We start from the raw sequence: 14,045 nt of genomic DNA, 5'->3' as shown, positions 1-14,045 counted from the left end.
TTCGCCAAGTCGTCGCTGTCGGGGCGGACGTGGGTGCGACGGCACGAACGAACGATGGGTTGTCGAATGTTCGAGAAGAAGGGTCGGCCGAGCAGTCGTGGCCGCGCCGGTCGCTGGTCCGGCCGTGTCGCCACCGCGCTGGTGGGGGCCGGCGCCGCCATGCTCACCATGACGGGACCCGCCGCCGCGGTACCCCTGTGGCCGGGCGGGCCCGAACTGCCGAGCGTGCAGGAACTCGTCGAGAGGCTTCCGGGCGGCTCGAACTCCGTCGCACCCACGCCGCCGCCGTTCTCGGCCCCGTCGATCAACCCGTCGAACGGTGAGACGGTCGGCGTGGCCCAGCCGATCATCATCCGCTTCGACGAGAACGTCACCGATCGCGCGGCCGCCGAGCGCGCCATCACCGTCACGTCGAACCCGCCGGTGTCCGGGCACTTCTACTGGGCCTCGGACCGGCAGGTGCGGTGGCGGCCGTTCGAGTTCTGGCCGGCCCACACCCAGGTCACCGTGAACGCCGGGGGCACGCAGTCGTCGTACACCGTCGGCGACGCGCTGATCACCGTCGCGGACGACAACACCAAGACCATCACCGTCACCCGCAACGGCGAGGTCGTCAAGACCATGCCGACGTCGTTCGGCAAGCCCGGCTACGAGACGCCCAACGGCACCTACATCGTCGGCGAGAAGTTCCGCGACATGTACATGGACTCGTCCACGTACGGCGTTCCGGTCGACTCGCCCGAGGGATACCGCACCTACGTCGAGTACGCGACCCGCATCTCCAACAGCGGCATCTTCGTGCATGCGGCGCCGTGGTCCGAGTGGGCGCAGGGCAACACCAACGTCAGCCACGGGTGCCTGAACGTGAGCACCGAGGACGGTCGCTGGTTCTTCGAGAACGCCCAGAAGGGCGACCCGGTGATCGTGCAGAACACCGGTGGCGGCACCCTCAACGGCTGGGACGGCCTCGGCGACTGGAACCTCTAGCCGGACAACGGTCGACGCCGGCGAGCACCTGGTGACCTTCCGGGTGGCGAGAGTACTCGCCGGCGCCAGACCGGCGTAACCTCCGGTTCGCCCGCGGCAGGCACACTGCCGCAGTGCGCTCGAGTCCGGAAAGAGTATTGCCCCAACCCGATCGGGGGCTGTCGCGACGCCCATGGGGCGACTACGCGCTGTTCGCCACGCTGATCGGACCGAATCTCGCGCTGCTGATCCTGTTCACGTACCGGCCGCTCGTCGACAACATCCGCCTCTCGTTCTTCGAGTGGAACATCTCGAGCCCCACCGCCACGTTCGTCGGATTCGGCAACTACCGCGAGTGGTTCGGCCGCGCCGACACCTGGCAGATCGTCGGCAACACCGTCGTGTTCACCGTCGCCACCGTCGCGGGATCCATGCTGCTCGGTCTGGCGCTGGCGCTGTTGCTGGACCGTAAACTCCTGGGCCGCAACCTCGTCCGCTCCGCACTCTTCGCGCCGTTCGTCATCTCCGGCGCCGCGGTGGGCGTGGCGTTCCAGTTCGTGTTCGACCCGAACTTCGGCCTCGTCCAGGACCTGCTGGACAGGGTCGGGATCGGCGCCCCGGACTTCTACCAGGATCCGGCCTGGGCGCTGGTGATGGTCACCCTCACCTACCTGTGGAAGAACCTCGGCTACACCTTCGTCATCTATCTCGCCGCCCTGCAGGGCCTGCGCCCCGAACTCTCCGAGGCCGCCGCGATCGACGGCGTCTCGTCGTGGACCGCCTTCCGGCGCGTACTCCTGCCGCAGCTGCGGCCCACCACCTACTTCTTGTCGATCACCGTGCTGCTCAATTCGTTCCAGGTCTTCGACATCATCAACGTGATGACCCGGGGCGGACCGCTCGGCACCGGAACCACCACGATGGTCTACCAGGTCTACAACGAGTCCTTCCGCAACTTCCGGGCCGGCTACGGCGCCACCGTCGCGACCGTCATGTTCCTCGTACTGCTGGCGGTCACGGTGTACCAGGTGCGTCTCATGGACCGCGACGACCGGCCGCGCCCCGTCCGCGGCCCCCGTCTTCGCCGTCGCGGGCGCGGGCGCGGGGCCGAATGTGACACGCGTTCGGTCCCATCGACGGAATGTGACATCCGGCCGGTGGCGCGCAAGGAGATCGTGGGATGACGGCGCTTCTGGACCGCCGGATCGTACGTGCGGAGCCGACGGCGGCAGAGCCGTACCGGCGTCGGGAGCGCGCGATCCGTGTGCTCGCCTACGCCGCGATGGTCGTCGCACTGCTCGTCGTGGCGCTGCCGCTGTACTGGATCGTGGTGACGTCGTTCAAGCAGCGGCCCGACATCTACACGCTGCCGGTCACCTGGTGGCCCAGCGTGTTCCATCCCCAGAACTACACGGAGGCCGTCACCTCGGTGCCGTTCGGCACGTTCCTGCGGAACTCACTGATCATCACCACGGTGCTGTCGAGCGTGAAGTTCGTCCTCGGCATCCTGAGCGCCTACGGTCTGGTGTTCCTGCGGTTCCCCGGCAAGAATCTCGTGTTCCTCGGCATCGTCGCCACCCTGATGGTGCCGAACCAGATCACGGTCATCTCCAACTACGCGCTGGTGGCGGAATGGGGATGGCGCAATACCTTCCAGGGGATCATCGTGCCGCTCGCGGGCGTCGCGTTCGGAACGTTCTTGCTGCGCAACCACTTCCTGTCCATTCCCGCGGAGATCATCGAGGCGGCACGGATGGACGGCGCCGGGCACGTCCGTCTGCTGTGGCGGGTCGTGCTGCCCGTGTCCGGCCCGACCCTGGTCGCGTTCGCGCTCATCACCGTGGTCAACGAGTGGAACGAATACCTGTGGCCGTTCCTCATGGCCGACGACGCGTCGGTGGCCCCGCTGCCGATCGGACTGACCCAGTTGCAGAACAACGACGGCGTCACCAACTGGGGTCCGGTGATGGCCGGCACGGTGCTGGCCATGCTGCCGATCCTCGTGGTCTTCCTTGCGCTGCAACGACACATGATCAAGGGCCTCACCTCCGGTGCGGTCAAGGGCTGAACTCTTCCAGGAGCAACTTCGTGAACATCGACAGGCGTGGATTTCTGGGACTGACCGGGGTGGTCGCGGCGAGCGCAGCGCTGGCCGCGTGCGCCGGCACCGGCTCGTCCGGGTCGGCGGGCACCTCGGGGTCCGCTTCCGATACGAACACGATCAAGTTCTGGTCCAACCACCCGGGCAAGTCCCAGGACGTGGAGAAGGAACTCATCGCCCGGTTCCAGGCGAAGTACCCGGACCTGACCGTCGACCTCGTCGACGGCGGCAAGAACTACGAAGAGGTGTCACAGAAGTTCAACGCAGCCCTGTCCGGGGGCGATCTGCCCGACGTCGTGGTCCTGTCGGACGTGTGGTGGTTCAACTACGCGCTCGCCGGCGCGATCACGCCGCTCGACGACCTGTTCACCGAGGTCGGCGTGGATACCGGCGACTACGTCGATTCCCTGCTGGCCGACTACCTCTTCGAGGGCCGCCATTTCGCGCTGCCCTACGCCCGCTCGACCCCGCTGTTCTACTACAACCGCGACGTCTGGCGGCAGGCGGGACTGCCCGACCGCGGGCCCGCCACCTGGCAGGAGTTCTCCGAGTGGGGGCCCGAACTGCAACGCGCCGTCGGGTCAGGCAAGCTGGCGCACGGCTGGGGCAACGCCAAGGACTACCTGGGTTGGACCTTCGAAGGACCGATCTGGACGTTCGGCGGTGCCTACTCCGACGGCTGGCGGCTGCGCTTCGGCGACGCGGAGACGATCGCCGCGGGACAGTTTCTGAAGGACATGATCCACACCGGGAAATACGCGGGTGTCTCCACGGACATCGCCAACGACTTCTCCGCCGGGATCATCGCGTCCACGATCGCCTCCACCGGCGACCTGTCCGGCATCACGAAGAACGCCGCGTTCGACTTCGGCACCGCGTTCCTCCCGGCCCCCGACGGTACTCCGGGATGCCCCACCGGCGGCGCCGGACTGGCGATCCCCGCGAACATCTCCGACGAGCGAAAGCGCAACGCGCTGAAGTTCATCGACTTCGTCACCAACGGCGAGAACACCGCCTACTTTTCGCAGCGGATCGGCTACATGCCGGTGCGCAAGTCCGCCACCGAGAACCCCGACATGAAGGCGTTCCTCGAGCAGAACCCCAACTCCCGTACCGCCGTCGACCAACTCGCGCGTACCCGCTCGCAGGACTACGCGCGCGTCTTCGTACCCGGCGGCGACCAGATCATCGGCACCGGCCTCGAGCAGATCGCCCTCCAGGGCGCCGACGTGACGACGGCGTTCGGCGACGTCACCCGTCAGCTGCAGCAGATCATCGATCGCCAGATCACCCCGAACCTGTAGGAACAGCCTTGGCAAACATAGGTTTCCGGACCGTCACCCACCGCTACCCGGGCGTCGAACGGCCGTCGGTGGACCGGCTCGACCTCGACGTCGCGGACGGGGAGTTCCTGGTCCTGGTCGGTCCGTCGGGCTGCGGGAAATCCACGAGCCTGCGGATGCTCGCCGGGCTCGAGGCAGTCGACGACGGCCGCATCGACATCGGAGGAGCCGACGTGACGGGGTTGCCGCCCAAGGCACGCGACGTGGCGATGGTGTTCCAGAACTACGCGCTGTATCCGAACATGACGGTGGCGGAGAACATGGGTTTCGCGTTGCGCAACGCCGGCGTCGGCAAGGCGGAACGGTCGGCGCGGGTGCTCGAAGCCGCGCGGATGCTCGAGCTCGAGCCGCTGCTCGACCGCAAACCGGGCAAGCTCTCGGGCGGGCAGCGGCAGCGCGTGGCGATGGGCCGGGCCATCGTGCGACGGCCCGCGGTGTTCTGCATGGACGAACCGCTGAGCAACCTCGACGCGAAGTTGCGGGTCAGCACACGCTCGCAGATCGCGGGACTGCAACGTCGGCTGGGCACCACGACCGTGTACGTCACCCATGATCAGGTGGAGGCGATGACCATGGGGGATCGGGTGGCCGTCCTCGACGGCGGCCGCCTGCAGCAGGTCGCCGCGCCCCGCGACCTGTACGACAACCCGGTCAACACCTTCGTCGCCGGATTCATCGGGTCGCCCGGCATGAACCTGCTCGACGCGCCCGTCCGCGACGGCGCGGCCGTGCTCGGCAGTCTGCGGGTCGCCGTGCCGGCCGACGTCGATGCCGAGCGGATCGTCGTCGGGGTGCGGCCCGAGGCGTGGACCCCCGTCGGGGCGTGGCGTTCCGGGACCCTTTCGTTGACGGTGGATCTCGTCGAGCAGCTCGGCGCGGAATCGTTCGTCCACGCGACGGCCGCCGAGCCGGCCGACTGGTCGAGCGCGTCGGGCAAGGTCGTGGTGCGGGTGGATCGACGCGTCCCGATCGGTCCGGGCGAGCGGGTGCACCTGCTCCCGCAGGCGGGCGAGGTCTACTTCTTCTCGGCGACGACGGGCGCCCGCCTCTGACCCCGAGTGGGCGGCCGAATGTCACATGCATTCGATTGAACTGAATGCGTGTGACATTCGGCCCGACGGCGAGCGGACGGTTCACCGGGATCACCCGTCGCCGGTCGGGCCTCGCAGGCTCGCGGGGGCCCAGCACGGCCCGTCCGGTGGCGGGGTGTGCTCGTAGCCGGGGTAGCAGGGCAGTATCTCGGGCGCGGGCGCGGGCGCGGGCGCCGGCGGTGCCGGGGCTGGTGCGGGGGGTGAGCCGGCCGGAAGGCAGGGTCCGTCCGGTGGCGGGGTGTGCTCGTAGCCGGGGTAGCAGGGCAGTACCTGCGGCGCGGGCGCCGGCGGTGCCGGGGCTGGTGCGGGGGGTGAGCCGGCCGGAAGGCAGGGTCCGTCCGGTGGCGGGGTGTGCTCGTAGCCGGGGTAGCAGGGCAGTACCTGCGGCGCGGGCGCCGGCGGTGGCGGTGCCGGTGCAGGTGGCGGTGCCGGTGCCGGTGGCGATTGCGGTGCGGATCGGGGTGTGGGTGCCGGTGGGGCCGCCTCCCGAAGCGGAGGAGCCTCGGCGGCCGGAGCTTCCGTCCGAGGTGTCGCTGGTTCCGGCGGCACCTCGTCCGCACCTGTCGGGGTGGTCGGTGGCGACGGTGTCGGCGCGGCCGGCCGCGCCGCGATCGGGAGCGGAGCGGGGTCGGCGCCCTCGGACGAGGGCGATATCGCGCCGAATGCCATGCTGCCGACGACGAAAACGGCGATGATCGCCGCCAGCGCGAGGCCTGCGACCAGGATGCGCCGGCTCCAGTCGACCGGAACGATCGCGGTCGAGGCCCTGTGGGCGGGTCGCTGCGATGTTGCCGCGGTGCGCGCGGCAGCGGCCAGCTCGCCCACCGATCCGTAACGCCGCGCGGGTTCGGCTGCCGTTCCGCGGGCGATCACGTCGACCATACCGGCGGGCAGGGTCGAGAGCACCGACGACGATTGCGGTGGCAACGTCGGTCCGCTCGACGACTGGAAGAGTCGGCCGGTGAGGCATTCGTACAGCACGGTGGTCAGGCCGTAGACGCCCGACGCCGCGCCGGGATGCGGGGGGAACCCCACATCGGTGAGGCAGATCAGCCCATCGTCCTGCACGAGGACGTTCGCCGACGTCACCTCCTGCTCGACCAGTCCGGCCGCGTGCACGGCCTCGAGGGCCGACGCCAGCTGCTCGACGACGTCGACCGCGCGCGGCACCTCCATTGCGCCGGTGGCCCGGAGCATCGCCTGCAGGCTCGTGCCCTGGACGATCGTCGTTGCGAGGAAGAGCCGGCTGCCGATCTGCCCGAAGTCGTGGATCGGGACCACATGCGGGTTCCGGATGCGCGCTGCGATCTCGGCTTCCCGTTCGAAACGAGCGCGGTAGTCGTCGTCCTCGGTCGCCTCCGGCGGCAGCGCCCGCACGGCGACGTGCCGATGCGTGATCGTGTCGAACGCGGCCCACACCTCGCCGGTCGCATCCACCGACAGTGGACGGTCCAGGCGATACCTGCCGAACAGGGCACCAACTTGCATATGTCACTCTCCGCCCCTGGAAATTGCCGCGGTTGCGGAACTGTGCGCCGGGGAGGGGAGGGTCGACCGCCTCCTCCACCGGCAGTCTATGCGGCGGATCCGGATGGTGTCGCGCTCGGCTGGGAACCGCCCACCTACGCTGCTACTTTCGATCGGGCGGGCAGCGAGATTCCTCGCGGATACGCGGACATGCGCATCCGCGGAAGCGGGCCCCGGGATGCTCGGAGATTCCGTACGGGGGCCTCAGGCGGCCGGCTGCTTCGCTGTCGGGACCGCTGCCCGGGAGAAGCGCATGGCGCCGTCCTCGAGCCCGCCGCGGCGCATCATCACCAGGTCACGGACGTAGTTCTGGAACAGTCGCCACGGAGCCGCGGGGCCCTGCTTGGGGAGCGAATCGATGCTGCGCAGTACGTACCCGGACGCCAGATCGACCAGCGGTGACGCGGCCGTTGTGGAGGCGGGAGCGGTCGGGGTGCAGTAGGCGTACCCGCGCGCGTCCATGTGCCGCAGCAGGCGGCACACGTATCCGGCGACGAGGTCGGCCTTCAATGTCCAGGACGCGTTGGTGTATCCCACGGTGAACGCCAGGTTGGGGACACCGGAGAGCATCATCCCCTTGTACGCCAGCGTCTTTCCCATCTCCACGTCGCGACCGTCGACGCGTACGGCCATCCCGCCGAGCAGGAGCAGGTTCAGCCCCGTCGCGGTGACGACCACGTCGGCCTCGAGTTCCTGCCCCGAGGCGAGCCGGATTCCGTTCTCCGTGAACGTGCCGATCGTGTCGGTCACGACCGTCGCCCGGCCCTCGCGCAGGGCCTTGAACAGGTCGCCGTCGGGAACGAAACACACCCGCTGGTCCCACGGGTCGTACCGCGGCCGGAAATGGACATCCACCTCGTAATCCGCGGGCAGGTGGCTCAGCACGCCCTTGCGCAGCAGCCTCTTGACCAGAGCCGGCCGGCGCCGGCTCAACTGGAAGAAGGCCATGCTGCCCAGCACGTTGGCCCAGCGGACGATCGGATAGGCGATCTTCGACGGCACCCGGCCGAGCAGCGCACCGGCGACGGGGTCGATCGAAGGCCGTGACATGACGTAGCTCGGGGAGCGCTGCAGCATCGTCACGTGTGCGGCCGACTCCGCGAGCGCCGGGACGAGGGTCACCGCGGTGGCGCCGCTGCCGATGACGACAACGCGCTTGCCGGTGCAGTCCAGGTCCTCGGGCCAGTGCTGCGGATGCACGAGCGTGCCGGTGAACCGTTCGACGCCGGGCAGTTCGGGGGTGAATCCCTCGTCGTAGCGGTAGTAGCCCGAGTTGACGAACAGGAAGCCGCACGTGAGACGAATGCGCTCGCCGGTGTCGGTGCGCTCGGCCGTCACGGTCCAGCGGGCCTCGGGCGTGGACCACTCGGCGCGGACCACACGATGGTGGAACCGGACCTTCTCGTCGATGCCGCGGGTCCGCGCGGTACGACGGACGTAGTCGCGGATGGACGGGCCGTCGGCGAAGGTTTCTGGTTCGGTCCAGGGCTGGAACGAGTACCCCAGGGTGAACATGTCGGAGTCGGAGCGGATGCCCGGGTAGCGGAACAGGTCCCAGGTGCCTCCGATGGCGTCGCGCGCCTCGAGGACGGTGTAGCTCTTGTCCGGGCATTCGTCCTGCAGATGGCAGGCCGCGCCGATCCCGGAGAGTCCGGCGCCGACGATCAGAACGTCGACGTGCTCGTCGTGCATCGCGCTTCTCCGTTCCCCGAGGTCTCGGCGACCGAGGTAGGTGACGCAGAACACTATCAACGGGCGGGCGATCGGCCAACGGCCTCGGCGCGGACAGCACACGCCCGCGCACGACGCACCGCACACGGCCGTCCGGAAGGTGTGAAGTCAGCGGCGGCGCCGCAGCGCCCCCTGCAACGCTGCGGTGCCACCGATGCCTGCTGCCAGCACGAACAGCAGCAGGACGACATTGGCGGTCACGGCTGCACCCGCCGTGCCGCGGTCCGGAGGTCGCACCCGCGGTGTGCCGCCTCGAATGCCGGACCGAAGGTGTCGAAGCACGCGATCCGGTCCTCGAATCCCGCGTCCCGTACCGCGCGCCGCACCGCCGCACCGCCGGCGACGGTGATGTTCGCGCCCCGCTCGCGGAGCAGCGACTCGGCCCGCTCGAGCAGTGCCGCGGTGTCGCACTCGACGGCGGTGACCTGCAACAGGTCCAGTACCACGCCTCGACCCCGCACGACGGCCTCGCGCAGGAACGAGTGCAGCACCGGCGCGGCGCCCTCGTCGACGCTCCCTGACACCTGCACCACGACGGGACCGCCCGGCGGTTCGTCGACGTCGATGCAGACCCGGGTCCCGTCGCCGGAGAAGTCGTCGAACAGCGCGGTGTCGAGCAGCGACGACGAATACCGGTGCGGTGCGTCCAGGATGGAGCGCAGATAGACCATGGCTGTTCCTCCGATGATTCCGACTGCTGGAGCAGCGCCCGGTCGGGGGACAGGGGAGCGCAGCAATCGCCTCCACGAGACGAGAACCGGCTGCTTCTCAACCTTGTTCGCAACAGTAACGTCTCGGCCCTGTGCCCGGCGGCCGAATCTGTGAAATTTCCGTGAAGATCCCGGGAGTTCCTTCAGCGCGCTCCGGAGCGCGTGGACCGCACCGCCTGCCGCGGTTCCGGCACGCACCGCTCATAGGTGCGCGCGGCGTCGGCGGCGGACCGGTCCCACGAGTAGCGGGTGCTCGCCCGGTCGTGGCCGGCGAGACCGAAGGCGGTGCGCTGGACGTCGTCGGTGAGCAGGCCGTGCAGGGCCGCAGCGACGGCCTCGGATGCGTGCGGGGGCACCAGCGTGCCCGTCACCCCGTCGACGACTGTGTCGAGCAGGCCGCCGACGGCGGTCGCGACGACGGGCCGCCCGCAGGCCATCGCCTCCAGCGGCACGATGCCGAGCGGTTCGTACCAGGGAGTGCACACCACGACGTCCGCCGACCGCAGCAGCGCGGGCATGTCCTTCCGGGGCACGGGCCCGGTCATCCGCACCCGGTCCCGCACACCGTGCTGTTCGGCGACGGCGCGCAGGCGGGCGGCCTCGGCATCGTCGGCGAGGTCGCCGTCCACCGGTCCGCCGGCGATCACCAGTTCCGTGTCGGGGAGCAGGGCCAGGGACCGGATCGCGACGTCGAAGCCCATGCGCGGCACGAGCGGGCCCACGGTGACGATTCGGTGCCCGGCCCCGCGCGCTCGATGCTCGGGGCCGGTGGGCGTGAAGAGCTCGAGGTTCACGCCGCAGGGCACGACGGACGTGCGGGTGCGGGGCAGACCCAGCGTGGCGAGCTCGAACACCTCGTCCGAGCAGGTGGCGGCCACCCGGCTCGCGCCCAGGGCCAGGAGCCGCTCGACGCGGATCCGGCTCGACGAGCCGGAGTCTGCACTGCCCTGGTGCCGGCGCTCGACCACGCCCAGGGTGTGGAAGGTCTGCACCGTGGGCACCCGGGCGTTGCGGGCGGCGAGCTGGGTCGCGATGCCCGACATCCAGAAGTGGGCGTGGGCGACGTCGGGCCGGTCCTTCGTCCATGCGCGTTCGAGGAAGGTGCCGAACTCGCCCATCCGCGGGAGGAGCTCGTCCGCCGGCAGGCGGGTGGGTGGCCCGGCGGGGACGTGGACCACCTCGTACCCCTCCTCGGTCCGGGCTCGTTCGGGAAGATCGGGGTCGTCGCGACGGGTGTAGACGGTGACGTCGTGTCCCGCCCGTACCAGCGCCGCCGACAGTTCGGCGACGTGCACGTCCCGGCCGCCGGAGTCTGCGTCGCTCGGGGCCGCGAGGAGGCGTGCGTGCTCGGACACCATCGCAATCTTCATGGCCCTTCCCTCCTGCGGGTTGCCGCGCTCGTCACCTCGTCGATCAGCGCGTACCGCCCGCAGCAGCCCCGCGCCCACGGCCCGCCGTCGAGGAGGGACGGCAACGGGTCCTGGAACCCCTGAACGTGTGAGGGCGTCCACGAGCCGTGGATCTGCCACGGAAGCACGTTCGGTGGGTGCGCCATGGGCACAGGGTTACCGATTCTGCGGCGGGTAAAACCGAGGAGGCGGAATCGTCTCGGACGCACGCGTGCCTCGATCCGGCGGACGGGATCGTCGCACTGCCGGGGGAGCGTCTCGAGTTTGATCGGCGGCTGTGCGGGTAGCGCCCTCGGCCTGACGCGCACAGCCAGGATCCGGGAGCCGTGGAACACACGCACGGGGCAGGCGCACGTCCCACGGCCCGGCGAGCCGTGACCGACCCGGTCGACATGCAAGCTGGCGAAGACCGACCGGTACCCCTCATGGCACCGGATGTCGCGGTGTACCGCGTTCCGCGGGAACGGGTTACCGGTCGAAGTCGGTACCGCTCTCGAGGACGCCGACGACCGCCTTGGCCCGAGCGATCCACTCTCGTACCCGCGTCCCGGACACCCGGCGAGGAAGTTGCGCCAATCGCAGAGTGAGCGTGTAGTCACCTTTTCGGTCGCGAACCGGTAGTACGACCGAACCGAGGTCGTACGTTTCCGCACCGTCGAGGTCGTGCAACCGGTAGTCGACCGTCGACCTTACGACGCATTCCCGGATGCTCCGTTCCTGTGCCGGTGTCAGCCTTCCGCTCTCGTACCGGCGGGTGGCGGCGCGCATCTCCTCGTATGCGGCACCGCCCTCCCGGGGCAGGAACGACAGCAGGAACCCGTGTTCGCGGACGAAGTCGAGACGGTCCCGGTAGAGCTGTCTGCCGGACTCCTCGACGCCGCGAGCCTTGGCGATCCACCGCTCCTGATCCTCGGGAGGCAGATCGAAGACGAGTGAATCGCCGATGGGTGGCACGATCGGAACTCGCTGCGCCAGTCCGTTCTCCGGGTCGATTCCGGGAGCCGACGCGGAGAGAACGGTCGCCATCTCGTCATGGCCGACGGCCGTGTAGAGCGTGACTTCGCAACCTATTTCGTTCGCGAGGTCCCTCACGGCCGGCCGCGCGCAGTCCGCATCCTGAATCGCCGACAGAATCCGGTGCTCCATCCGGGCCATCAGCGACGTGCCGACGAAACTTCCGTAACCGCCCTGAAAGAAGATCAGCGGGGCCACCGGGTTGGTGACGGCCATGTCCGCCACAGCGCACAGGACGATCCAATGGTCGCCCGCCTCCACCGTGTCGGTGATGCGGGTGTCGATCCACGCCACCGATTCCGCCAGTACGGGGTCCCCCGACGGGGACGGGAACCAGTCGATCCCGTCGAACTTGTTCTCCCAGCGTCGTGCAACGCTGGCGACCAGTTCCTCCTGCTCGCCGCCGACGATGTTGACGCACAGCGAAGTACACTCCCGCATCTTGGCGAACGTCCTCGACGTCTTCATCGGCATGAAGGAGACGAGGGGCGGATCGAGAGACACCGAACCGAAGGTTCCGACCACCAGGGCGAGCAGTTCCCCGTCGTCCGCGCGGCCGGTCACGACAGCCACACCGGTCGGGTAGTGCCCCATCACTTCCCGGAAGAGCCCCTGGTCGACCGGGGTCGCGAAACCTGTCATGGAGGTCCTCCTGATCTCGGGGACGGTGGGATGGTGCCGGCATGCATCGAGATGCCGGGTTCAGTGCTTGACGTACTTGGACTGCAGTTTCCGGCCGAGGCTCTCGGGCCGCAGGAAGAGGATGCAGAGGAGACCGCCGACGAGAAGGATGATGCCGGTGATGGTGAATGCCTGGTGCACACCGATCGCCATGTTCGTCGCCATTTCGGTGGTCAGTTCGCTTCCTGCAGCGGGAGAGACGTAACCGGCGCGGGCCATCAGCCAGCCCACGAGCGTGGGGGAGACGATGGCACCGATCGACGCCACGCCGCCGAGCGTGGCCATGAGAATCGGTCGCTGCTTGGCGCCGACCGCATAGGCGATCGCAGAGGCGGTCATCGGGTACGCGAGGCTGCAGCCCGCGGCGAGGCACAGGAGGGCGACGGCCAGCACACCGGAGGTCGCCTGGACCAGGATGAAGCAGACTCCGGCCACCAGAGCCGCGATGCCGAACGGGACAGCGATCGCGCGATGCGCGTTGTGGCCGCGCTTCATCAACCGGTGGCCGAGGAACCCGAGCAGCAGCAACACGGCGGCTCCGAGGATCCAGGGAAAGGTGGTGACGGTGCCGACCTGAGGAAGCGACAGGCCGACGACGGTGCCGAGGTACTGGGGCAACCATGTCGTGACGAACCCCTGGACCCAGAAGTTCGAGGCGCCGCCGATCACCGCGGCGAGGAAGGTCATGCTGAGCAGGGCACGCCATACGACGACAGGCTTCTGTTCGTCCACATCGTTCGTGGCCACCTCGTCGGCGGCATCGGCCGGCTTCCGATCGGCGGTGCGGGCGGCGGCGGGGTTCTGCTTGCCGTGCCCGGCAAACGGTCCGTCACCGGCGATCAGGAGCCAGGCGACGACCCACACGAGCCCGACGATGCCGAGGACGCCGAAGGCCCAGCGCCATCCCCAGGCGACGATGACCCAGGCGAGGGCAGGCGCGGCGATGACCGGGCCCAGCGTCGAGCCGGCGGCCACCAGGTTGGACGGCAGGGCGCGACGGCGCGGTTCGAACCACGAATGGGCCGCGGTGAGGGACATCGCCGTGGCGGGACCTTCCGCGCCGCCCAGGACGATGCGGGTCACCAGCAGCACCGCGGCACCGCCACCGAGGAGCATCGGGAACTGCATGACCGCCCAGACGACGCCCATGGTGAGGATGATCCACTTGACCGAGAACCTGGCGGCGAGGAAACCCGTGACCACGGAGACCACCGCGTAGAGGAAGAAGAACGCGCTGCCGATGAAACCGAACTGCACGGCGGAGATTCCGAGATCGGGCATGGCCTTCGAGGCCACCAGGCCGAGTACGGCCTTGTCGGCGAAGGCCACGATCTGGAAGAGGACGAGCAGAGCCGTGATTATCCACGCCTTGCGGTTCATCCTGTGGAAGTCGATCCTCTTCTCCCCGGGTTCCGGGGAGACAGAGACTTCGGGCGCCACGGTCGAAGCCATGAGCAGCCACCTTTCCTAGC

Annotated in this window: 12 protein-coding genes; 5 read left to right on the top strand and 7 right to left on the bottom strand. The window is 69.1% G+C overall.

All coding sequences use genetic code 11. The features are described 5' to 3' along the window. Positions 1-66: 66 nt before the first annotated feature. The 5 genes from HFP48_RS23855 to ugpC all read left to right on the top strand — a co-directional run bounded on the left by HFP48_RS23855 (position 67) and on the right by ugpC (position 5,462). Positions 67-987 carry an Ig-like domain-containing protein gene (locus HFP48_RS23855; protein ID WP_029546319.1) on the top strand — a complete coding sequence of 307 codons (921 nt, stop codon included), beginning with the start codon at positions 67-69 and terminating at the stop codon, positions 985-987. A 137-nt stretch (positions 988-1,124) separates the two neighbouring features. Continuing rightward, a complete protein-coding gene (locus HFP48_RS23850; protein ID WP_206531033.1) occupies positions 1,125-2,150 on the top strand; it encodes a sugar ABC transporter permease in 1,026 nt (341 codons plus the stop codon). Continuing rightward, positions 2,147-3,034 (top strand): carbohydrate ABC transporter permease, encoded by an 888-nt coding sequence (locus HFP48_RS23845; RefSeq protein ID WP_065922037.1) that lies wholly within the window; start codon positions 2,147-2,149, stop codon positions 3,032-3,034. The genes HFP48_RS23850 and HFP48_RS23845 overlap by 4 nt, the downstream gene beginning before the upstream one ends. Positions 3,035-3,054: 20 nt before the next feature. Next, positions 3,055-4,371, top strand: coding sequence for an ABC transporter substrate-binding protein (locus tag HFP48_RS23840; RefSeq protein ID WP_050035960.1), 1,317 nt, complete (start codon positions 3,055-3,057; stop codon positions 4,369-4,371). 8 nt (positions 4,372-4,379) lie between these two features. Beyond that, entirely contained in the window at positions 4,380-5,462 is a 1,083-nt protein-coding gene (ugpC, locus tag HFP48_RS23835; protein WP_168580157.1) for a sn-glycerol-3-phosphate ABC transporter ATP-binding protein UgpC, read from the top strand. A gap of 90 nt (positions 5,463-5,552) precedes the next feature. Here the strand turns inward: ugpC and HFP48_RS23830 are convergent, their stop codons facing one another. The 7 genes from HFP48_RS23830 to HFP48_RS23800 form a co-directional block, all read right to left on the bottom strand. After that, positions 5,553-6,989, bottom strand: coding sequence for a serine/threonine-protein kinase (locus HFP48_RS23830; RefSeq protein ID WP_168580156.1), 1,437 nt, complete (start codon positions 6,987-6,989; stop codon positions 5,553-5,555). 243 nt (positions 6,990-7,232) lie between these two features. After that, a complete protein-coding gene (locus HFP48_RS23825) occupies positions 7,233-8,720 on the bottom strand; it encodes an NAD(P)/FAD-dependent oxidoreductase (RefSeq protein ID WP_029546298.1) in 1,488 nt (495 codons plus the stop codon). A 236-nt stretch (positions 8,721-8,956) separates the two neighbouring features. Further along, entirely contained in the window at positions 8,957-9,430 is a 474-nt protein-coding gene (locus HFP48_RS23820) for an STAS domain-containing protein (protein WP_006931741.1), read from the bottom strand. Between the two features lie 182 nt (positions 9,431-9,612). Further along, positions 9,613-10,839 carry a glycosyltransferase gene (locus tag HFP48_RS23815; RefSeq protein WP_168580155.1) on the bottom strand — a complete coding sequence of 409 codons (1,227 nt, stop codon included), beginning with the start codon at positions 10,837-10,839 and terminating at the stop codon, positions 9,613-9,615. After that, on the bottom strand, positions 10,836-11,024 hold the full coding sequence (locus HFP48_RS23810) for a hypothetical protein (protein ID WP_168580154.1): 189 nt from the start codon (positions 11,022-11,024) through the stop codon (positions 10,836-10,838). Before HFP48_RS23810 ends, HFP48_RS23815 begins: the two co-directional genes overlap by 4 nt. A 322-nt stretch (positions 11,025-11,346) precedes the next feature. After that, on the bottom strand, positions 11,347-12,534 hold the full coding sequence (locus HFP48_RS23805) for a flavin reductase family protein (protein ID WP_168580153.1): 1,188 nt from the start codon (positions 12,532-12,534) through the stop codon (positions 11,347-11,349). A 60-nt stretch (positions 12,535-12,594) separates the two neighbouring features. Further along, the gene (locus tag HFP48_RS23800; RefSeq protein ID WP_044475636.1) at positions 12,595-14,025 is read right to left on the bottom strand and encodes an MFS transporter; all 1,431 of its coding nucleotides are present in this window, start codon (positions 14,023-14,025) and stop codon (positions 12,595-12,597) included. Between the last annotated feature and the right edge of the window lie 20 nt (positions 14,026-14,045).

The organism is Rhodococcus sp. DMU1 (genome assembly GCF_012272955.1).
In the GTDB taxonomy this organism is placed as follows: Bacteria; Actinomycetota; Actinomycetes; order Mycobacteriales; family Mycobacteriaceae; genus Rhodococcus; species Rhodococcus aetherivorans.
This window is presented reverse-complemented; position numbering and strand designations above follow the sequence as displayed.

Coding starts and splice junctions, on each gene's coding strand:
- HFP48_RS23855 (WP_029546319.1), top strand. CDS start 67: ATGTTCGAGAAGAAGGGTCGGCCGAGCAGTCGTGGCCGCGCCGGTCGC.
- HFP48_RS23810 (WP_168580154.1), bottom strand. CDS start 11,024: ATGGCGCACCCACCGAACGTGCTTCCGTGGCAGATCCACGGCTCGTGG.
- HFP48_RS23830 (WP_168580156.1), bottom strand. CDS start 6,989: ATGCAAGTTGGTGCCCTGTTCGGCAGGTATCGCCTGGACCGTCCACTG.
- HFP48_RS23825 (WP_029546298.1), bottom strand. CDS start 8,720: ATGCACGACGAGCACGTCGACGTTCTGATCGTCGGCGCCGGACTCTCC.
- HFP48_RS23800 (WP_044475636.1), bottom strand. CDS start 14,025: ATGGCTTCGACCGTGGCGCCCGAAGTCTCTGTCTCCCCGGAACCCGGG.
- HFP48_RS23845 (WP_065922037.1), top strand. CDS start 2,147: ATGACGGCGCTTCTGGACCGCCGGATCGTACGTGCGGAGCCGACGGCG.
- HFP48_RS23805 (WP_168580153.1), bottom strand. CDS start 12,534: ATGACAGGTTTCGCGACCCCGGTCGACCAGGGGCTCTTCCGGGAAGTG.
- HFP48_RS23815 (WP_168580155.1), bottom strand. CDS start 10,839: ATGAAGATTGCGATGGTGTCCGAGCACGCACGCCTCCTCGCGGCCCCG.
- HFP48_RS23820 (WP_006931741.1), bottom strand. CDS start 9,430: ATGGTCTATCTGCGCTCCATCCTGGACGCACCGCACCGGTATTCGTCG.